Origin of the sequence: Streptomyces sp. NPDC005925 (assembly GCF_040638805.1) — a bacterium.
Taxonomy (GTDB): domain Bacteria; phylum Actinomycetota; class Actinomycetes; order Streptomycetales; family Streptomycetaceae; genus Streptomyces.
The window spans coordinates 33935-54634 of record NZ_JBEXVL010000035.1; the positions used below are offsets into that span (position 1 = coordinate 33935).

At 72.5% G+C, this 20700-nt stretch carries 15 protein-coding genes; 8 read left to right on the top strand and 7 right to left on the bottom strand.

The genetic code is table 11. The features are described from left to right. Positions 1 to 2: 2 nt before the first annotated feature. On the bottom strand, positions 3 to 7334 hold the full coding sequence (locus ABZ354_RS26285) for an amino acid adenylation domain-containing protein (RefSeq protein WP_358660767.1): 7332 nt from the start codon (positions 7332 to 7334) through the stop codon (positions 3 to 5). Positions 7335 to 7642: 308 nt separating this feature from the next. On the opposite strand from ABZ354_RS26285, the gene ABZ354_RS26290 reads away from it, so the two are divergent. Both ABZ354_RS26290 and ABZ354_RS26295 read left to right on the top strand, forming a co-directional pair. Further along, positions 7643 to 8989, top strand: coding sequence for a LuxR family transcriptional regulator (locus ABZ354_RS26290; protein ID WP_358660794.1), 1347 nt, complete (start codon positions 7643 to 7645; stop codon positions 8987 to 8989). Then, positions 8979 to 10484, top strand: coding sequence for an MFS transporter (locus tag ABZ354_RS26295; RefSeq protein WP_358660769.1), 1506 nt, complete (start codon positions 8979 to 8981; stop codon positions 10482 to 10484). The genes ABZ354_RS26290 and ABZ354_RS26295 overlap by 11 nt, the downstream gene beginning before the upstream one ends. A gap of 48 nt (positions 10485 to 10532) precedes the next feature. On the opposite strand, the gene ABZ354_RS26300 is transcribed toward ABZ354_RS26295, so the two are convergent. Both ABZ354_RS26300 and ABZ354_RS26305 read right to left on the bottom strand, forming a co-directional pair. Continuing rightward, positions 10533 to 10739 (bottom strand): DUF397 domain-containing protein, encoded by a 207-nt coding sequence (locus tag ABZ354_RS26300; RefSeq protein ID WP_358660771.1) that lies wholly within the window; start codon positions 10737 to 10739, stop codon positions 10533 to 10535. Beyond that, positions 10736 to 11557 carry a helix-turn-helix transcriptional regulator gene (locus ABZ354_RS26305; RefSeq protein ID WP_358660796.1) on the bottom strand — a complete coding sequence of 274 codons (822 nt, stop codon included), beginning with the start codon at positions 11555 to 11557 and terminating at the stop codon, positions 10736 to 10738. The genes ABZ354_RS26300 and ABZ354_RS26305 overlap by 4 nt, the downstream gene beginning before the upstream one ends. A 242-nt stretch (positions 11558 to 11799) precedes the next feature. Between ABZ354_RS26305 and ABZ354_RS26310 the strand changes: the two genes are divergently transcribed. Beyond that, a complete protein-coding gene (locus ABZ354_RS26310; protein WP_358660773.1) occupies positions 11800 to 12249 on the top strand; it encodes an ATP-binding protein in 450 nt (149 codons plus the stop codon). A gap of 135 nt (positions 12250 to 12384) precedes the next feature. On the opposite strand, the gene ychF is transcribed toward ABZ354_RS26310, so the two are convergent. After that, positions 12385 to 13473: a redox-regulated ATPase YchF gene (gene ychF / locus ABZ354_RS26315; RefSeq protein WP_358660775.1), complete on the bottom strand. Its 1089-nt coding sequence runs from the start codon at positions 13471 to 13473 to the stop codon at positions 12385 to 12387. Between the two features lie 182 nt (positions 13474 to 13655). Between ychF and ABZ354_RS26320 the strand changes: the two genes are divergently transcribed. Beyond that, the gene (locus ABZ354_RS26320) at positions 13656 to 14336 is read left to right on the top strand and encodes a DUF6542 domain-containing protein (protein WP_358660777.1); all 681 of its coding nucleotides are present in this window, start codon (positions 13656 to 13658) and stop codon (positions 14334 to 14336) included. Positions 14337 to 14422: 86 nt separating this feature from the next. Here ABZ354_RS26320 and ppgK read toward each other — a convergent pair whose 3' ends face one another. After that, entirely contained in the window at positions 14423 to 15169 is a 747-nt protein-coding gene (gene ppgK, locus ABZ354_RS26325) for a polyphosphate--glucose phosphotransferase (protein ID WP_358660779.1), read from the bottom strand. A 58-nt stretch (positions 15170 to 15227) separates the two neighbouring features. After that, the gene (locus ABZ354_RS26330) at positions 15228 to 16253 is read right to left on the bottom strand and encodes a 4-hydroxy-3-methylbut-2-enyl diphosphate reductase (protein ID WP_358660780.1); all 1026 of its coding nucleotides are present in this window, start codon (positions 16251 to 16253) and stop codon (positions 15228 to 15230) included. 119 nt (positions 16254 to 16372) lie between these two features. Between ABZ354_RS26330 and xseA the strand changes: the two genes are divergently transcribed. The 3 genes from xseA (at position 16373) to ABZ354_RS26345 (ending at position 18673) form a co-directional block, all read left to right on the top strand. Then, a complete protein-coding gene (xseA, locus tag ABZ354_RS26335; protein ID WP_358660782.1) occupies positions 16373 to 17581 on the top strand; it encodes an exodeoxyribonuclease VII large subunit in 1209 nt (402 codons plus the stop codon). 118 nt (positions 17582 to 17699) lie between these two features. Next, a complete protein-coding gene (locus ABZ354_RS26340) occupies positions 17700 to 17954 on the top strand; it encodes an exodeoxyribonuclease VII small subunit (protein WP_358660784.1) in 255 nt (84 codons plus the stop codon). Between the two features lie 128 nt (positions 17955 to 18082). Further along, positions 18083 to 18673 (top strand): malonic semialdehyde reductase, encoded by a 591-nt coding sequence (locus ABZ354_RS26345; RefSeq protein ID WP_358660786.1) that lies wholly within the window; start codon positions 18083 to 18085, stop codon positions 18671 to 18673. Positions 18674 to 18797: 124 nt separating this feature from the next. Here ABZ354_RS26345 and ABZ354_RS26350 read toward each other — a convergent pair whose 3' ends face one another. After that, positions 18798 to 19325 (bottom strand): DUF4245 domain-containing protein, encoded by a 528-nt coding sequence (locus ABZ354_RS26350; protein WP_358660788.1) that lies wholly within the window; start codon positions 19323 to 19325, stop codon positions 18798 to 18800. A 126-nt stretch (positions 19326 to 19451) separates the two neighbouring features. On the opposite strand from ABZ354_RS26350, the gene glpX reads away from it, so the two are divergent. Next, positions 19452 to 20486 carry a class II fructose-bisphosphatase gene (gene glpX / locus ABZ354_RS26355; RefSeq protein WP_358660790.1) on the top strand — a complete coding sequence of 345 codons (1035 nt, stop codon included), beginning with the start codon at positions 19452 to 19454 and terminating at the stop codon, positions 20484 to 20486. The last annotated feature ends 214 nt before the right edge of the window (positions 20487 to 20700 follow it).

Here is a 20700-nt window from a genome sequence, read left to right on the forward strand (position 1 = left end):
GGTCACCGCTTCCTCGGCTCGAAGATCGCGTCGAACGCGCCCGTCCGCCCGCTCTCCGGCGGGGTGAGACGGACCGCGCGCCCGTGCCGTTCACCCAGTTCGGCGAGGTCCTCGGGGTGCGGGGCGGTCTCGTCGGGCACCTCCCACAGGGCCTTCTCGAGGTCCCACGCGGTCTGCCGGTCTCCCTGCTCGCCGCGCAGCAGGGCCAGCGCGGCCAGCGGCCGGACCAGCCGGCGGTCGGGCAGCGCGGTGACGGTCAGTGTCCGTTCCGGGTCGGTGCCGGCGAGGAGGTCGTCCAGGACCTCGGTGCCACCCACCTCCGCCCAGTCGAGCCGCTTCCCGTCAAGGTGGCCGTCGTCCGGGGCGCGGTCACGCCCGTACAGGGTGACGTCCCAGCGGAACCGGGTCAGTTCGTTGGCGCCGCGGCCCCGCTTGAGCTCGATGCGCAGCCCGGCGCCGTGGGCGGCGGCGATCTCCTCGAAGAACGCCGGGGTCAGGCACAGTTCGCGTTCCTCGGCCAGGGCGCGCGACGCGGCGGCTGCCACGTCCCGGGCCGCGGCCAGGGCCGGTGACCTGCGCACCTGGGTGTCGGCGTGGAAGGCCGGCAGCAGCGACAGGTCCCGTACGTCGCCGACGAAGACCGCGCCCCGCGGCCCGGCGACCCGCAGCGCCTCGGCGAGGACGCGGCGCAGGTAGTCGGGTCCGGGGAAGTACTGGACGACGGAGTTGAGCAGTACCAGGTCGGCCGACGCGTCCGGCAGCCCGGTCAGGGCCGTCGCCTCGCCCTGCCGCAGGGTGATGTGGGCGGGCAGCCGGCCGTCGGTCTCGGCCGCGACCGACGCCGCCGCGGTGGCGAGGGCTGCCGGCGAGAGGTCGATGCCGAGGTAGGAGTCGGCGTGCGGGGCGAGTTCCCGCAGGTAGAGGCCGACCCCGACCCCGACGTCCACGATCCGGCGGGCCTCTGTCGCCCGGATGCGGCGCACGGTGTGCCCGAGCCACTCGCGCATCTCGTGGGCGGGGATGGGCCGTTTGGTGTAGGTGCTGAGCCAGCCCGCGAAGTCCCGTTCGTCGTCGTCTCCCGCCGAGGAGCCGTCGGGGCCCGCGGGGTTCGTCTCCGCGGGCCCGGTCACCTCGGGCCGCGCCCTGCCGGGCCGTGCCGCCTCGGGCCCGGTCCCCGGTTCGCCGCTGCCCGGTTCGCCGGTCCCCGGTGCGTACGCCCCCTCCCACACCTCCCGCCACCGCTCGACGTGGGTCCGCTCGCCGCCGCCGGACTCACCGTGTCCCGCCGGGGCGACGTAGGCGACGAGTTCGGCGCCACCGCCCGCGCGCCGCGCGGCGACGACCGCGACGGAGGCGACCTCGGGGTGCCGGGAGAGCACGCTCTCCACCTCGTCGGGTTCGACGCGGTGACCGAGGATCTTCACCTGCCGGTCGATCCGGCCGAGGAACTCCAGCGTGCCGTCGGCCCGGCGGCGCACCCGGTCCCCGGTGCGGTAGCAGCGCCCGTCCGGGGTGTCGACGAAGCGTTCGGCGGTCAGCTCGGGCCGGTCGAGGTACCCGGCGGCGACGCCCTCCCCGCCGATCCACAGCTCACCGGCGACACCGACGGGTACCTCACGCCCGTCGGACGTCGCGACCCGCACCCACGTGTTGGCGACGGGGCGGCCGATGGGCAGGGCGGAGGCGTGGGCGTCGTGTGCGCGGTCGAGTTCGTGCACGGTCGACCAGATGGTGGTCTCGGTGGGCCCGTACATGTTGAACACCCGCACCGACGGCAGCGCGGCCAGCAGCCTCCCGGCCAGCCCGGACGGGAAGGCCTCGCCGCCCACCAGCAGGGTCCGCAGCGGGCGCAGCGCGTCCAGGGCCTCCGGCTGCGCGGCGACCGCCGCCAGGAAGGAGGGGGTGGCCTGCAGCAGGGTGGCCCCGTGGCGCGTCAGCAGGTCGCACAGGGAGTCCGGGCCGTCGGCGGGCGTGAGCCGCTCGATCACGCGCTCCCCGGCCACGGCGACGGTGGCGCCGCGCGTGAGCGGCCACAGCAGTTCGAGTACGGAGATGTCGAAGGACATGCTGGTGAGCGCGAGGACGACGTCGTCGGGGGTGAGGCCGATGCGGCGGTCCATGGCGGTGAGGAAGTTCACGACGTTGCGGTGCCGCAGGACCGTGCCCTTGGGCCGCCCGGTGGAGCCGGAGGTGTAGATGACGTACACCGGGTCGGTGGCGGCCGGGGGTGCGGGGAGCGGTCCGGTGGGCCGGGCCGCGATGTCGGCGGCGTCGCGGTCGAGCCGTACGACGGCGTGCGCGGGCAGCAGTCCGTCGAGCGCGCTGGAACCGTCCGGTCCTCCGGGGCCGCCGAGGACCAGGCAGTCGAGGCCGGCGTCGGTCGCGATGTGGCGCAGCCGGTCGGCGGGAAAGCCGGGGTCCATGGGCACGTACGCGGCGCCGGTCCGTGCGACGGCGAGCAGGGTGACGACGAGGTCGGCGCATCGGCGCACGCCCACGCCCACCCGCCGGCCGCGTCCCGCGCCGTGTGCGCGCAGATGGTGGGCCAGCCGGGCGGCCCGCGCGTCGAGTTCGGCGTAGGTGAGCCGGTCGTGGCCGTCGTCGACGGCGGGGGCGTGCGGGGTCGCCGCGATCTGCCGGCCGATCAGCGCGGGCACGGTCGCCGTGCGGTCGAAGGGTACGGCGGTGTCGTTCCAGGCCCGGGCCAGGGCGCGCTCGTCCGGTCCCCGCAGGTCGGCGGGGGGTACGCCGTCGGGGTCGGCGGCGAGCGCGGCGAGGGCGCGTGCGTAGTGGCCGGTCAGGCGGGCGCAGAACTCCGGGTCCAGCAGGGACACGTCGCAGTCGAGCCACAGCGCGAGCCTGCCGCCCGCCGGGTCGACGAGGAAGTTCACGGCGAGCGGGAAGTTGGTCTCGGCGATGCCGAAGCCGCCCTGGATCGCGGTGTCCGCGCCCCACCGCTGGTGGAAGTCCATGAAGTTGACGTACGAGTCGAGGGCCAGGTCCTCGTGGTCGCGCAGGACGCGGGCGTACGGGTAGCGGCGGTGCGGCAGGGTGCGCTGCTCGTGGGCGTGGACCCGGCGGGCCAGCTCCGGCCAGGTGCCGCCGGTGACGGTGAGCCGCAGCGGCAGGGTGTTGAGGAACACGCCGATGGCCCGGTCGCCGCCGTCCTCGGCCAGGCGGCCGTGCGTGACGACGCCGGTCAGCACCTCGCCGCCCGGGGTGCCCGGTGTCACGGAGTGCAGGACCACGGCGTGTACGGCGGCCAGCAGCGACTTGACCGGCAGCCCGGCGGCGCGGGCCGCCGCGGCGACCCGGGCCCCGGTCGCCTCGTCGAGGGGCACGTCGAAGCGCCGGTGACGGGCGCCCGCGACGTCCCGCACGGGTTGGACGGGCAGTGGCGTGGGCTCGGCGCCCGCCAGTTCCCGCGCCCAGAACTCCCGGTGTTCCGCCCGTCCGGCGGCGGCGCGCTCGGCGGCCACGAAGTCCCGGAAGGTGGAGGGGATCCCGGGCAGGAACAGGTCCTCGCCCGCCAGCGCGGCACGGTAGCGCCGTACGACCTCGTCCAGCATCACCGCGTCGCTCCAGCCGTCGAGGACGACGTGGTGCTCGACCACGCCGAGCTGGAAGGAGTCCTCGGTCAGCGGGTGCGCGGTGAAGTGCAGCAGCGGCGGCGCGGTGAGGTCGAAGTCGTGATGCTTGGCCGCCTGGGCCCACTGGGCGAGAGCGGCGTCCCGCGCTGCGGGGTCCGCGCCGCGCAGCCGCTCGTCCACGGTGAGGGGCGCCGGTACGTCGCGGTGCACGAGCTGCAGCGGCTCACCGGACCCGGTCAGGCGGAAGGAACTGCGCAGCGCCGGGTGGCGCCGCAGCGTGCCGTCGAGCGCGCCCCGCAGCAGGTCCGGGTCGAGGGGCAGGCCGATCCGGATGCTGGTGACGACCCGGTAGACGGACGTGCCCTCCTCGTACGCGGCGTGGAAGACCATGCCGGTCTGCATGCTGCTCAGCGGGTGGGCGTCCTCCAGCCCGGCGGGCAGCAGTTCACGGTCGGCCGCGGACACCATCGAGAAGGGCGGGACACGGGTGCCGCGGGTCGCGCCGGTTCCGCCGGGGGCGTGCGGCCGGGTGCGCCGGGCCAGGGCGCGGGCGCTCGGCGCCTCGTACAGGTCGGGCAGGTCGAAGGTGAGCCCGTCCCGCTCCAGCCGGGTACGCATCCGGATGCTGAGCAGGGAGTCGCCGCCGAGCGCGAAGAAGGAGGTGTCGAGGTCGACGGCCGGGATGCCGAGGACCTCGGCGTAGGCGTCGTGCACGAGGAGGACGGGACCGGTGTCCGGCTCCCCGGGGTCACGGCCGGTCGTGGCCGCCGGACCTCCGTGGCCGGACTCGGGCTCGGGCAGGGCCCGGCGGTCCACCTTCCCGTTGGGCAGCAGCGGCAGCGCGTCGAGGAGCACGACGGCCGCCGGGACCATGTGGGCGGGCAGCCGCTCGCGCAGCGCCGCCGTGAGGGAGTGCGAGGTCGCTTCGTCGGCGACCACGTGGGCGACCAGGTGCCGCTGCCCGCCGGGCCCGCGCGGAGCGGTGACGATCGCCTGCCGGACGCCGGGCAGGGCGAGCAGCGCGGACTCGATCTCGCCGGGTTCGATGCGCAGGCCGCGCACCTTCACCTGGTGGTCGGTACGGCCCCGGTATTCCACGACCCCGTCCTCGCGGAGGACGGCGAGGTCACCGGTGCGGTAGAGCACACCCCCGCTCTTGCCGAACGGGTCGGCGACGAAGCGTTCCCCGGTCTGCCCGGGCCGGTTGAGGTAGCCGGCGGCGACCTGGACGCCTCCGATGTGCAGTTCTCCGGGCACGCCGAAGGGCAGCGGTTCGCCGCCCGGGTCGAGGACGTACAGGCCGGTGTTGGCGACGGCACGGCCGATCGGCACCGGCCCGTCCGCGTCCCGTTCGGTGCACCGCCAGTGGGTGACGTCGATGGACGCCTCGGTGGGCCCGTACAGATTGTGCAGCTCGGGGCTGCCGGGGCCGGTGGAGCCACCGGGACCGCCGAGGCCACCGGGACCGCCGGCCGCACCAGGACCGCCGGGGTTGCCGTACACCGCGAAGAACCGGCCGACGGTCTCCGGCCGCAGCGTCTCCCCGCTGCACATCACCCGGCGCAGACTCGGCAGGTCGGCGGCTTCGGGTTCGGCGAGGAACAGGTCCAGCATCGGCGGCACGAAGTGGGTCGTGGTGACGTCGTGGGCGCGGATCTCGGCGGCCAGCGCACGCGGGTCGCGGTGCGCGCCTGGCGCGGCCAGGTGCAGCCGCGCCCCCGCGAGCAGCGGCCAGAAGAACTCCCACACGGACACGTCGAAGGTGAACGGCGTCTTCTGCAGCACGCATTCGTCGGCCCCGAGGCCGTACTCCTCCTGCATCCACAGCAGCCGGTTGACGACGCCGCGGTGGGGTACGGCGACGCCCTTGGGGGTGCCGGTGGAGCCGGACGTGTGGATGACGTAGGCGATGTCGTCGGCGCGGCCGTCCGGTATGGGCCGGCCGGGCGGGGGCAGGCCGGGCAGCAGCCGGTCCACGGCGAGGACGTCCGCACCGGTCGCGCCGAGTGCCCCGGCCCGCTCCGAGGTGCTGAGAACGATGCCGGCGGCGGCGTCCTCGATCTGGAAGGCCAGGCGCGGCAGGGGCAGCTCGGGGTCGAGCGGCAGGTAGGCGCAGCCGGCCATCAGCACGGCGAGCAGGGAGACGACCAGGTCCGGCGAACGCTCCTGGTGCACTCCGACGACGCTCCCGGGCCGCGCGCCGCGCCGCCCCAGTTCGGCCGCCAGCCGACGGGCCCGGTCGATGAGCTGCCGATACGTCAGGCGCTCCCCGGCGGCGGTCTGGACGGCGACGGCGCCGGGGGTGTGCGCGGCGCGTACCGCGACGAGTTCGTGCAGGCGCGAGTCCAGGTCGTAGTCGCGTGTCCGGGGCGCGCCGGCCGCGAGGACCGCGCGACGCTCCGCGTCGTCCATCAGCGGCAGCCTGCCGACGGGCAGGTCGGGCCGGGCGAGCGCGGCGCGCAGCAGGGCGAGCAGGCGGCGGCTGTGCGCGGCGGGAGCGCCGGGGGCGTGCCGGCGCGGGTCGGCGTCGACGTTCAGCCGTACGCGGGTGCCGCGGGCGTCCGAGAAGAAGTCGAACTGAAGGTCGTCGACGGGCCCGGAGGAGAGGTGGTGCGCGGTGCCGGGTACGTCCCCGAACCACACGTCGGCGTCGAAGGTCACCACGTTGACCGTCGTGCCGGCGAGTGGTGCGCGCCGTCCGTCCGGGAACAGCTCGCGGTGCAGTTCCTCGCCGCGGAAGCGCTGGTGGCGCAGGGCGCGGCCCAGTTCGGCCGAGACGTCGGCGGCCAGTTCGGCGAAGGTGGAGGTGCGGGGGGCGGCGATCCGCAGGGGCAGTTCGTTGGCGAACATGGCCGGGGTGGCGATGGCCGCCGCGGACGGCCGGGCGGGCAGCGGCATCCGCAGGAGCGTCTCCTCGCCGCCGGTGAGTCTGCACTGGTAGGCGGCCACGGCGGCGACGAGCAGCACGGACGCCCGCACCCCGAGCCTGCGGGCGGCGTCGGCGAGCAGCGCGACGTCGGCGCCGGCGAGATCGGTACTGCGCCGCAGCAGCCCGCCACCGGCCTCGTCGCCGCCCGCGTCTGCGCGGTCGCCGAGGCCGACGGGTTCGGGGTGGTCGGCGTAGCGCTCCAGCCAGTAGGTACGGTCCCGGGTGCGGGCGGCGGAGTCGGCGTACGCGGCGTCCTGGGCGAGGAGTTCCGCGAGCGGCATGACACGGGAGGCGGGGGGTTCGGTGCCGGCCGCGAGTGCGGTGTAGACATCGGCGACCCTCCGGAGATGAACGGTCTGGCCGAGGCCGTCCATGATCAGGTGGTGGTACCGCAGGTACAGCAGCCGGGTGCCGGGGGTGTCCGTGACGAGGACGTGCCGGATCAACGGGTCGCCGGCCGGGAGGTCCACGGGACGGGCCAGGTCGGCGCGCATCCAGGCCTCGGCGGCGCCCCGGTTCCCCGCGCCGTCGCCCGACAGATCGAGCAGCTCCAGCGGGTCCTCGGCGACGGGCACCACGGTCTGCCCCGGCTCGCCCGTGTCGCACGGATCGTCCAGGCGCACTCTCAGCGCCTCGGCCTCGGACAGCGCGGTACGGATCGCCCGCCGCAGCAGTGCCGTGTCGACCGGGCCGTGCAGCTCCAGGTAACTGGCGCAGTTGTAGCGGGGGTTTCCCGGGTCCAGCTGCTGCGCGGCCCATACGCCCGACTGGGCGGCGGTCAGCGGCAGACGGACTCCAGGGCTGACGTCTGGCATGTCGATGCGTTCTCCCCGTTGCGATCACCCGCCGCCGCGTCGGCGCATTCCGTAGGAGTCCAAAAATGCCAAAGGCTCCGAAAATCAGCCACTACTTGTTCGAGCAGTTGACCGAAGCTCGCCGAGTGGGCTACGACAGCCGTTTCGGGGGAAATTCTTTATGGTCGGCGGAGCGCCGACGGAGGCGGACTCGAGAACTCCTCCATGCTCGCGTGTCACCCCTTGACCGCTGCGCACCACGGTGCGTCAGATGGGCGGGCGGGCGAGCGATTTGAGCCAACAGCTGATCAACGGGGGCACGGGTGAAGGTGTATGGGCGCGCACAGGAACTATGGCTGATTCGACAACGATTGCGCAAAGTGTCGCACGGCCAAAACGGCCTGATAATTCTCGACGGAACGCGAGGATCCGGAAAGACGGAATTGGTCCGTCAGGTTTCCGCGACCGCCCCGGGGTACGGCTTCGCCGTCCTGGAAGGACAATTCACCAGGCACAAGAAACTCGTCCTGGCCGTCGCACTCGCGAGCCGCACGGACGGCCGGCCGTTTCCGGGAGCGGCGGGAAGCGGCGCGCGCACGGGTCCGAGCCTCGCGGACGACGTCCTGGCGGCCGAACTGCCGCACCCGGCGCCAGGACCGGTCGAGCCGGACACCCGACCGCCGGGGTGGCCGGAAACACGTCCGCCGGTGCTCGTGGCGCTCGACGACGTCCCCTGGGACGACCCCGACGTCCGCGCGGCCCTGACCGGACTGCCACTGCCGGGCACCGCGCACCGTGTGCTGTGGCTGCTGTCCGGCACCGGCGGCCCGCCCCCGCACGAACTGCCGCACGACCCGGGCACGGACGACCACCTCACCCACCTCACCCTCGGCCCGCTCCGCCGCCGTGACGCGCTGCGGCTGGCGGCCGACCGGCTCGGCACGGCGCCCGACGACACCGTCGGCCGGCTGGTCGAGGCCTGCGGCGGCCACCCCGGCCTGCTCTCGGCCGTACTGGGCAGACTCGTCACCGACACCACGTACCGCGGTCCGGTCACCGCCGCCCGACGGCGCGCCGAGGCACTCCCGCCGAGGGTGCTGACGTCCCTCCTCCGCGACGACCCCCGCCTGTCGCAGCGCACCCTGTCGCTGCTCCGCACGATCGCCACGCGCCCCCGCCCGGTCCACACACGGGAGCTGGTGCACCTGCCCGCCGGACGGGCCGTACCGCTGCTGGGTTCGGTGCGCGAGGCGGCGGAGGCCGGGGTGCTCGTCATGGACGGCGACCGCCTCACCTTCCGCCACGCCCTGGTACGCAGGGCCGCCGCGCTGCTGCCACCGCGGGACAACGCGTCCACGGCCACCCCCTGGCCGCCCCGCCCGGCATCGTCCGTACCGGCCCCCGCCACCACCGACGCCACCGCTGACGCCGCGACCGACGAGGAGACGGGCCCGCTGAGTCCCAGGGAGGACGCCATAGTGCGGCTGGTGGCACAGGGCCTGACGAACAGCCAGATAGCCACCCGGGTCAACCTCTCGCCGCACACCGTCAACTTCCACCTGAGGAAGATCTTCCGGAAGCTCGGAGTCTCCTCACGCGTCGAACTCGTGGGAACCCGCCTGCGTACCCCCACCCGTCCCCCCACACAGGAGAGCAGGGCAGCACATGCTGGATGACCAGGCGGCACCGGTCGCGGACCGCGACGGACCCGGCACCGGAACCGGCACGAAACCGGGGCCGGAACCGGAACCGCATGCGGGCACCCCGGCCCGGGCGAAGGGCATGCTCCTGGTGGCCATGGCCGCCACCTTCATGGCGATGATGGACTCCTACATCGTCAACGTGGCGATCCCGTCCATCCGCACCGACCTGGGAGCCTCCGTCTCCGCGGCCGAGATGACCGTGGCCGGATACATCCTGATCTACGGCCTGTTCCTGGTGACCGGCGGCCGGCTGGGCGACATCGTGGGCTACCGGCGGATGTTCCTCACCGGCCTGAGCCTGTTCACCGCCGCGTCCCTGGCCTGCGGCATCGCACCGAACCCCGAAACACTGATCGTCTTCCGCTGCGCCCAGGGACTGGCGGCGGCCCTGTTCTTCCCGCAGATCCTCTCCATCATCCAGACGACGTTCGACGGCACCCGCCGCGACAAGGCACTGGCCCTCTTCGGCGTCACCATCGGCCTGGCGGCCATCAGCGGCCAGCTGATCGGCGGAATCCTGGTCCACCTGGACCTGTTCGGCTGGGGCTGGCGCCCGATCTTCCTGGTCAACCTGCCCCTGGGCCTGGCAACCATCGCGGGCGCCGCCCTCACCATGCCGGGCATCAAGGGCACCCACCGCCCCCGCCTGGACCTGCCCGGCGTGGGCCTCCTGACGGCGGCCCTGCTCCTCCTGACCTTCCCGCTCGCGGAGGGCCGTACGGCGGACTGGCCGGCGTGGTGCTTCGTGATGATGGCGCTGTCGGTACCGTTCTTCATCGCGTTCGGCCGCTGGGAACTGCGCCTGTCGGCACGCGGCGGACAACCCCTCATCAGCCCGTCCCTGCTGCGCCTGCGCGGCTACCGCTCGGGCAACGCCGTCTTCCTGGCGTTCTTCGCCGGCAACGCGGGCCTGTTCTTCGTCCTGGCCGTCCAGCTGCAGAGCGGCCTCGGCTACTCGGCGATCGAGTCGGGCCTGCTGTTCGCCCCGCTCGGCATAGCGTTCACCGCGGTCTCCCTGTACGTGCCGAAGCTGATGCCCAGGCTGGGCCTGCACATCCTGACCGCCGGCTACGGCATCAACGCCCTCGGCTACCTGGCGCTCCTGCTGACGGCCTGGGCGGCGGGCGACGACATGTCGGGACCGATGCTGGTCCCGGCCCTGGTAGTGATCGGAATCGGCCAGGGCCTGGGCGTCAGCCCCCTGCTGGGCACCGCACTGGCCGAGGTCCCGCCCACGGAGGCGGGCAGCGCGGCAGGCGTCCTGGAGACCATGGGCCAACTCGGCATGACCATCGGCATCACCCTGGTGGGCCTCCTCTACTTCACCACCCTGGGCGAGACGCCCGGCCGGCACGACTACGCCGAGGCCTTCACAGTGACCCTGGTCCTCAACCTCGCCCTGTCCCTCCTGGCGATGCTGTGCGTACCGCCCCTGCGCAGGGCGGCGGCAGCGGCAACGGCGGCGTGACCGACGGACGACGCGTGGGCGGGCGGGGAGACCATCCCCGCCCGCCGCTCAGCTGTGCCCGCAGGCCATCCGCAGGAAGGCGCCCCACTCCGCGCGTCCGACGGCGAGGACCGGCCCGGTTGTCTGCTTGGAGTCCCGTATGTTGACGACTGCGGCCGTGCGGGCCACTTCGACGCACTGGCCGCCCTCGCCGCTGCTGTAGCTGCTCTTCTTCCACACCAAGGGCTGCGTCAGAACATCCGTACCGAGGTTCATGCCTCTCCCAGCAACTTCTCGATGTACGCCAGCGATTCGCGCGGTGTAAGTGCTTGCGCTCGGATGATTCCATATTGCGCCTCCAGTTCACGGACTGCTTTCCGCTCGGTGAGCAGGCCGCTGATACTGGCCACTTCCGCGTAAGCGATACGCCGCTGTCCCAGCGTTTCGATCAGTGTGAACGGCCCGCCGAGTCCCGCATGGTCATCACGGCACGTGGGCATGACCTGCACTTCTACGGTGCGTTTGTTGCCGATGAGCAGGATGTGCTCCAACTGCCCGCGCAGCACGTCGCTGCCGCCGACGGGGCGGTCCAACACCACCTCTTCGATGACGAAACTCATCAAGGGCGGAGACTTACGGGCAAAAATGTCCTGGCGGGCAAGTCGTGCGGCAACTCGCTGCTCGACCGTCTCCTCGTCGAGCGAAGGCCGCCGCATCGCGAACACCGCCCGCGCGTACTCCTCCGTCTGCAACAGGCCATTCACGAGGTGGGTGTCATAGACGTGCAGTTCGACGGCCTCGGCTTCGAGTTGCACGTACTGCCGGGCGAACCCCGGATACCTGGCCTTCCCCACCTCCCCCTTCATCGCGGTCAGGACTCCGTTCCCGCCCACCACCCGATCCACCGCATCCACCATCTCGGGCTTCGGGATACGCCGCCCCTGCTCGACCGCGGCGACCTGCGCCTCCCCGTACCCGACGTGCGCGCCCAGTTCCGCCTGGGTGAGACCGGCGGCCTCGCGCAGCAGCTTCATCTGGCGCCCGAAACACCGCAGGAACCCGTTCCCCGCGTCCACGCCGTCCACCGTGTCCACCCCGTCCGTACGGGAGACCCCGCCCGTCAGATCCACGTCCACCACCGACCCTCGCCCGACTGTTCAGCTTCCTTCACAGTCGGGCCGATTCCCGTCCTCAGGGGGCGATTCGGCCGGACGTTTCCCCATACGGGTGACCCGACCCCGGCACCCCCGACAACCGCCCCACCCGCCCCGACAGCCCCCCGCCGTAGCGCTCCACACCCTGGCGACAGTGACCCGGACCACGCCACCGTCGAGTCATGGCCCCCCTGACGCACAGCGCCACCTCCACGACCTTCGAGCTGCGGTTCGCCTCCACGCCACGCGGCGCCCGCCTCGCCCGTCGACTCGCCTCGTACCGCCTGGACTCCTGGGGGCACGGGTACGGCTCCGAGGCCAACGAGGCGACGACCCTCGTCGTGGCCGAACTCGCCTCCAACGCCGTCACCCACGGCCGCGTCCCCGGCCGCGACGCCCTGCTACGGCTGACCAGGACGGACGACCGGCTGCGAGTCGAAGTCGCCGACACCCGGGGCGAGCGCCACCCGGCCGTCGGCCCGGGCACGGCGGACACCGAAACGGGCCGAGGCCTGCTGATCGTCGAGGCACTGGCCGAAACATGGGGCGTGACACCCCGCACCGGCGCTCCGGGCAAGACGGTGTGGGCGGTGCTTCACTTCGGACACCCCAGCAACCCGGCGACGGCATGAGCGGAACACCGAGCCCTCACAAGAGCATGCGGCACAGATTCAGCACGGGGCGGACGAAGGGGCCGACTCCCCGGAGGAGCCGACCCCGTCCGACCTGTGTGTCCGCCAGATCGGCGACTGGTGGTACGTCACCCGCTACACGTTGAACCTGAACTCCACCACGTCCCCGTCCCGCATCACATACTCCTTGCCCTCCATGCGCGCCTTGCCCTTGGCGCGGGCCTCGGCGACCGAGCCCATCTCGACCAGGTCCTCGAAGGAGATGACCTCGGCCTTGATGAAGCCCTTCTGGAAGTCGGTGTGGATGACGCCGGCGGCCTCGGGAGCGGTGGCGCCCCTCTTGATCGTCCAGGCGCGGGATTCCTTGGGGCCGGCCGTCAGGTACGTCTGCAGGCCCAGGGTGTCGAAGCCGACGCGGGCGAGCGTGGCCAGGCCCGGCTCCTGCGCGCCCACCGACTCCAGCAGCTCCATGGCGTCCGCCTCGTCCAGCTCGGCGAGGTCCGCCTCCAGCTTGGCGTTGAGGAAGATCGCCTCGGCGGGGGCGACCAGGGCGCGCTGCTCGTTCTTGAAGTCCTCGTCGACCAGCTCGTCCTCGTCCACGTTGAACACGTAGAGGAACGGCTTCGTGGTGAGCAGGTGCAGGTCGTGCAGCAGTTCGTTGCGTTCGGTGCCCTGGACGATGCCGTGTGCGAAGAGCGTGTCGCCCTTCTCCAGGATCTCCTTGGCCTCCTCGACCGCCTTCACCTTCGGCTCGAGTTCCTTCTTGATCCGCGATTCCTTCTGGATCCGGGGAAGGACCTTCTCGACCGTCTGGAGGTCGGCCAGGATCAGCTCGGTGTTGATCGTCTCGATGTCGTCCTTCGGCGAGACCTTGCCGTCCACGTGGACGACGTTCTCGTCCTTGAAGGCCCGGATGACCTGGCAGATCGCATCGGACTGGCGGATGGTCGCGAGGAACTTGTTGCCCAGGCCCTCGCCCTCCGACGCGCCGCGCACGATGCCGGCGATGTCCACGAAGTCGACGGTCGCCGGGGCGACCCGCTGCGAGTCGAAGATCTCGGCCAGTTTGCCGAGACGGGCGTCGGGGACGCCGACCACGCCGACGTTCGGCTCGATCGTGGCGAACGGGTAGTTGGCCGCCAGCACGTCGTTCTTGGTCAGGGCGTTGAACAGGGTCGACTTGCCGACATTCGGCAGACCGACGATTCCGATCGTGAGCGACACGTTGCGACTTCCCGTACGTGAGGAGGGGGACGGACTGGCAGGGTGGCCGGACACGGCCTGGGCCGATCCACCAGTCTACGGCGTGCCGCATCCCTACCGGCGACCCGTCGAACGCCTGGCCAAGGGGACCGTCGGCGTGTCTGACGGGTGATTCGGCACATTAACCGACCTAAGTTGGTCCAGTGGAGCAACCCAGGACGCGACCCGCACAGTACGGACCGCAGGGCGGCCGACCGCCGCTGCCCCCGCTGCCCCCGCAGACTGACCGGGCTGCGGGCGGCCCGCCCCGCCCCGCCCCTGGCACCCCGGGCCCGGCCGCCCCCAGAGAAACCGGCGGCAGTGGCGGCGGCATCCGCAGTCGTAACGCCGGCGGCCCCGGTCCCCGCCTCGCCGCCCTCCTCGACCGGCTGCCCGCGGTGCCCCCCGGGCTCGCCCGCCACCTCCGCCGTCTCCGTCACCGCTTCCCCGACCCCCGCCTGACCGGCCTCGGGAGCGGACTGTTCTGCGTCGCCGTGATGCTCCTGCTCGGCCTGCTCGATCAGCTGCTGTTCGGTTCGCTCACCGTCTACGGCGTGCTGTTCGTGCCGGTGTGCGCGCTGACCTCGGTGTGGGTGCGGCCCAGCGATCTGCCGACCGCGCCCGTCGCCGTACCGATCGCCTTCGCGCTGGGGCTGCTGCCCGTGGCACCGCGCGGGGACGGGGCCGGCGACCGGCTGATGGGGATCGTGACGGCGCTGGCCACGGAGGCGGGCTGGCTGTACGGCGGGACGCTCGTCGCCGGCGTGATCGTGATCGCCCGCCGGATCCGCCTGGTCCGCCGCCGCACCGCCGCGCGCAACCGCGCCACCGCCTCACCCCCGTGACCGCGCGCCCCGCCGCCCGAGGACGCACGAGGGCGCGGCACACCGGCCACGCCCCCTGCCGCTCGCCCGTCCTACGGGCTCGCCCACTACCGTTCCTCCGCCGCCCGCATCGCCGCCCCCACGATCCCCGCGTTGTTCTGCAACTGCGCCGGGACGATCTCCGCCTTGATGCCCTCGATGTGGTGCAGGAACTTGTGGGACTTGCGGCTGACGCCGCCGCCGATGATGAACAGTTCCGGGGAGAACAGCATCTCGACGTGGGCGAGGTACTTCTGGACCCGGTGCGCCCAGTCCTCCCAGGACAGGTCGTGGTCGTCCCTGGCCTTGCTGGAGGCGCGCTTCTCCGCGTCGTGGCCGTGCAGTTCGAGGTGGCCCAGCTCGGTGTTCGGCACGAGGGTGCCGTCGATGAAGAGGGCGCTGCCGATGCCCGTACCGAAGGTCAGCAGGAAGACCGTGCCCCGGCGGCCGCGCCCGGCACCGAAGTGCATCTCGGCGACGCCCGCCGCGTCCGCGTCGTTGACCACGGTGACCGGCAGGCCCCCGAGACGGTCGCTCAGCAGGGCTCCGGCGTCCACGTCGACCCAGGACGCGTCCACGTTCGCCGCGGTGCGGATCGTGGCACCGTCGGTCACCACGCCCGGGAAGGTGATGCCGACGGGGCCCGTCCAGCCGTAGTTCTCGACGACCTGCCGCACGCCGTCGGCCACCCCGTCCGGCGTCGCCGGGTGCGGGGTGAGCACCTTGAAGCGCTCCTGGGCGAGGTCGCCCCGCTCCAGATCGACCGGGGCACCCTTGATCCCGGACCCGCCGATGTCCACACCGAAGATCTGCATGGTCCTACGTTACGACCATGACCACGGCGTACGACGGACAGTCACCGATCCCGGTACGTCACTCCGCCGCGACGGCCGAAGCACCCGCGGGGCCCGCCCCGCCCCGCTCCGCCACCAGCGTCGCCGCCTCCTCGCGCAGGTCGCGGCGCAGTTCCTTGGGCAGCGAGAAGGTGATGGACTCCTCGGCGGCCCTGACGATCTCGACGTCCTCGAAACCGTGCCGGGCCAGCCGGTCCAGGACCTGCTCGACCAGCACCTCCGGCACGGACGCGCCCGAGGTGACCCCGACCGTGGTGACGCCCTCCAGCCAGGCCTCGTCGATCTCGTCGGCGAAGTCGACCAGGTACGCCTCGCGGGAGCCCGCGAGCTTGGCGACCTCGACCAGCCGCTTGGAGTTGGAGGAGTTGCGGGAGCCGACCACGATGACCAGCTCGGCCTCGGCGCCCATCTGCTTCACGGCGAGCTGCCGGTTCTGCGTGGCGTAGCAGATGTCGTCGCTGGGCGGCGAGACGAGCTGCGGGAACTTCCCCTTCAGCGCGTCCACCGTCTCCATGGTCTCGTCCACGGAGAGCGTGGTCTGGGAGAGCCAGACGACCTTGGACGGGTCGCGGACCTCGACCTTCGCCACGTCTTCGGGGCCGTCCACGAGCTGGATGTGGTCGGGGGCCTCGCCGGAGGTGCCGATGACCTCCTCGTGGCCCTCGTGGCCGATGAGGAGGATGTCGTAGTCCTCGTTGGCGAAGCGGACGGCTTCCTTGTGGACCTTGGTGACGAGCGGGCAGGTCGCGTCGATGGTGGCGAGCCGGCCCTGCCTGGCCTCGTCGTGGACGGTCGGTGCCACGCCGTGCGCCGAGAACATCACGATGTTGCCCGGCGGCACCTCCTCCGTCCGCTCGACGAAGACGGCGCCCTTCTTCTCCAGGGTCTGCACGACGTACTTGTTGTGGACGATCTCGTGCCGGACGTAGACGGGGGCCCCGTACTGCTCGAGGGCCTTCTCGACGGCGATCACGGCGCGGTCCACACCCGCGCAGTAGCCCCGGGGGGCGGCGAGCAGGACACGGCGGCCGGGCGAAGCAGTCATGCGGACATCGTAAGGCCGCGGGCCCCGCCCCGAAGATCGCGGCCCGTTTCGCCGGGAGGTCCCCGGGGCGCCTGCCGTCGGGCCCGGGGCCTGTCAGTGGCTGCGGCTACGCTCGCGGCATGGCTCTCAACACGTCCGCGGAAGCGCCGCTGCCCGTCGGTGAGGTGTCGCGCCTCATCGGCGGCTGGATCGACCGGCTCGGGGCGGTCTGGGTCGAGGGGCAGATCACGCAGCTGTCGCGCAGACCGGGCGCGGGCGTGGTGTTCCTGACGCTGCGCGACTCGTCGTACGACATCTCCGTGGGCGTGACCTGCTTCCGGCAGGTGTTCGACGCGGTCGCGGACGTCGTGGGCGAGGGCGCGCGCGTGGTGGTGCACGCGAAACCCGAGTGGTACGCGCCGCGCGGGCAGTTGTCGCTGCGGGCCGTCGAGATACGGCCCGTCGGGGTCGGGGAGCTGCTTGCGCGCCTGGAGCAGCTGAAGAAGTCGCTCGCGCGGGAGGGGCTGTTCGACGCAGGGCGCAAGAAGCCGCTGCCGTTCCTGCCGCAGTTGGTGGGGCTGGTGTGCGGCCGGGCCTCGGCGGCCGAGCGGGACGTCCTGGAGAACGCCCGGCACCGCTGGCCCGCCGTCCGTTTCGAGGTGCGCAACGTCGCGGTGCAGGGGGTGCACGCGGTGCCGCAGGTCGTGCGGGCCGTGAAGGAGCTCGACGCGCTGGACGAGGTCGACGTGATCGTCGTGGCACGCGGCGGCGGCAGCGTGGAGGACCTGCTGCCGTTCTCCGACGAGCAGGTGGTGCGCGCGGTCGCGTCGTGTCGTACGCCGGTGGTGTCCGCGATCGGGCACGAGCCGGACAACCCGCTGCTGGACCACGTGGCGGACGTGCGCGCCTCCACCCCCACCGACGCGGCGAAGCGGGTCGTACCGGACGTGGGCGAGGAGTACGAACGGGTGCGGATGCTGCGGGACCGGGCGAGGCGCTGCGTGGTGGCGTATCTGGAGCGGGAGGAGCGCGGGCTCGCGCACGCGCTGGCCCGCCCGTCGATGGAGGACCCGCACCGCATGGTCGACACGCGGTCCGAGGAGGTCACGGCGCTGCTCGACCGCGGCCGGCGCTGTCTGCGGCACCAGCTGGACCGGGCCGACTCGGAGCTGTCGCACACGCACGCGCGCGTGGTGGCCCTCTCCCCCGCCGCGACCCTGAAGCGGGGGTACGCGGTGCTGCAGCGGTCGGACGGGCACGCGGTGCGCGACCCGGCCGAGGTGGCGTCCGGGGAGGCACTGCGCGCCCGGGTCTCGGAGGGCGAGTTCTCCGTACGGGTCGACACGTGAGCCTTGGGGGCCGACCCGCGAGTCGTACGCGGGGGCGCCCCGCGTGGGACGGGTCGACGCGCGGAGGTGAGCACGCGGCCCTGGTGGCCGGGTGCGGGGCGGTGCATAGGGTGAGTGAATGACCAGCGAGGTGGAGAACGTGGCGGAACCGGCGGCCGTGACCGAGGCGCTCGGGTACGAGCAGGCCAGGGACGAGCTGATCGAGGTCGTACGGCGCCTGGAGGCGGGCGGTACGACGCTGGAGGAGTCCCTGGCGCTGTGGGAGCGGGGCGAGGAGCTGGCCCAGGTGTGCCGGCGCTGGCTGGACGGGGCGCGGGCGCGGCTGGACGCGGCGCTGGCCGAGGAGACGAAGGCCGGCGGGGAGGGCGGGTAGCCGGGGCGGCGGCGCACGCCTGTGACGTCAGCCACCCCGACAAGACCTTTTGTTGAACATTGAACTTCCATGTCGTACTGTCGATGCCGTCAACCGATCTTCGGACCCGACAGCGAGAAAGTGCAGACATGTCCCTCGTTCTTGACCCCGCCACCCAGGACCTGCTGTTCCGCGAGGCCCGCACCGCGAACACCTTCACCGACGAGCCGGTGACCGACGAGCAGGTCCAGGCGATCTACGACCTGGTCAAGTACGGTCCGACGGCCTTCAACCAGTCGCCGCTGCGCATCACTCTGGTCCGCTCGCCGCAGGCACGCGAGCGCCTGGTCACACACATGGCCGAGGGCAACCGGGCCAAGACGGCCACCGCCCCGCTGGTCGCGATCCTCGCCGCGGACAACGAGTTCCACGAGGAGCTGCCGCAGCTCTTCCCGCACTTCCCGCAGGCCAAGGACGCGTTCTTCGCCGAGCGCCCGGTCCGCGAGAGCTCCGCGACGCTGAACGCCGCCCTCCAGGCCGCGTACTTCATCGTCGGCGTCCGCGCCGCCGGTCTCGCCGCCGGCCCGATGACGGGCTTCGACTCCGAGGGCGTCCGCAAGGAGTTCCTGGACGACGACCACACCCCCCTGATGGTCGTCAACATCGGCCGGCCGGGCCCCGACGCCTGGTTCCCGCGCTCCCCGCGCCTGGCCTACGACGAGGTCGTCACCACCGTCTGACCTCGCCCGCGCACCCGCGCCCCGCGCACCCGAGAGGCCCCCGGCTCACCGAGCACGGGGGCCTCTGCGCGTCCGTGACGCCGCACCGCGCACGTCGTCTCCGGGCCTGCGTCACGCACCGCGCCTACTTCATCTCCAGCGCCTTCGCCATCGTCGTCAGCCGACCGAACGAGGCCGTGCCCGCAACGACCGTCGTCTCGCCGTCGTCGCCCTTCAGCACCAGCGCGTCGTACCGGCCGCCGCTGTACCGGGTCCACGTACGGCCGTCGATCTCGTCGGTCGCGCCGGTCGCCTCCGAGCCGTGCGTCGCGTCGTCGACGAACGCCGCGCGCTTGCCCGTCGACTGCTCGATCACCACGTACTGCCCGTCCGGGTCGTGGAAGCCCAGGTGCCACTGGGCGGAGTGGTCGCCCTCGAAGCGCACCGACGTCGGCTTCCAGCTCACCGGCAGCCCCTCGGGCGCGGCCACCGGGTACGGCGCCGCCCTGCGTGCCGTGAGCAGCTCGACGCGGTAGTCCACCCGCTCGACGGCCGGCGTCTGGTCGTCGTCGTGCGGGATGAAGAGGTACACCAAGCCCGCCGCGAGCAAGATGACTCCCAGGGACAGAACCATGTCCAGGGTTGACTTCTGCTTGCCTTTGCTACCTGCCACAGCGCCTATCGTCGCAGGTGCCCGGCCCGCTCATCCGTGGGGTCCCCTGCTCATTCTGTCGGCCTGCCGTTAGAGTCGGGCACAACACCCTCATCCGGCCGTCGTCGTACAGAAAGGTGCGCACCGATGACCGAGCATCATCATCTGCCGTCCGAACTGGACGTGCCCTCCGAGGCTCCCGACCGCAACCTCGCCCTCGAGCTGGTCCGCGTCACCGAGGCCGCGGCGATGGCCGCCGGCCGCTGGGTGGGCCGCGGGGACAAGAACGGCGCCGACGGTGCCGCGGTACGCGCCATGCGGACCCTCGTCTCCACCGTGTCCATGAACGGTGTCGTCGTCATCGGCGAGGGCGAGAAGGACGAGGCCCCGATGCTCTTCAACGGGGAGCGCGTCGGCGACGGCACGGGCCCCGAGGTCGACATCGCCGTCGACCCGATCGACGGCACCACACTGACCGCCAACGGCATGACGAACGCGATCGCCGTCCTCGCGGCCACCGAGCGCGGCGCGATGTTCGACCCGTCGGCCGTGTTCTACATGGACAAGCTGGTCACGGGCCCCGAGGCCGCCGACTTCGTCGACATCAACGCGCCCGTGGCCGTGAACATCCGGCGGGTCGCCAAGGCCAAGCGGTCCACACCCGAGGACGTCACCGTCGTCATCCTGGACCGGCCGCGTCACGAGGGGCTCATCGCCGAGGTGCGGGAGACCGGCGCCCGGATCAAGCTGATCTCGGACGGCGACGTCGCCGGCTCGATCCTGGCGCTGCGCGAAGGCACCGGCATCGACCTGCTGCTCGGCGTCGGCGGCACCCCCGAGGGCATCATCTCGGCCTGCGCCGTGAAGTGCCTGGGCGGCACCATCCAGGGCAGGCTGTGGCCCAAGGACGACGAGGAGCGGCAGCGGGCGGTCGACGCCGGGCACGACCTGGACCAGGTGCTCAGCACCGACGACCTGGTCCGCGGCGACAACGTGTTCTTCGCGGCGACCGGCATCACCGACGGTGAGCTGCTGCGCGGGGTGCGCTACCGCTCCGAGACGGCGACGACGTCGTCGATCGTGATGCGGTCGCGGTCCGGCACGGTACGGCGGATCGACTCCGAGCACCGGCTGAGCAAGCTGCGGGCGTACAGCGCGATCGACTTCGACCGGGCCAAGTAGCACCGGGCCGGGCGGCGCCGGGCCGTGTCACACCGGGGCCCGGCCCGCCGGGGCACGCGACGGGCCACGTAACTCCGCGAGGCGCAGTTACCCACCAGAGAAGGGGCACCCCCTGTGCGGGCGCTTTCTAGGGGTCGTTGCAACACGTGGTCGTGTTGATCAGGCCGCGAGCAGTTTAGACAGACGCTCGGCTGGGGTTTCCCAGCCGAGCGTT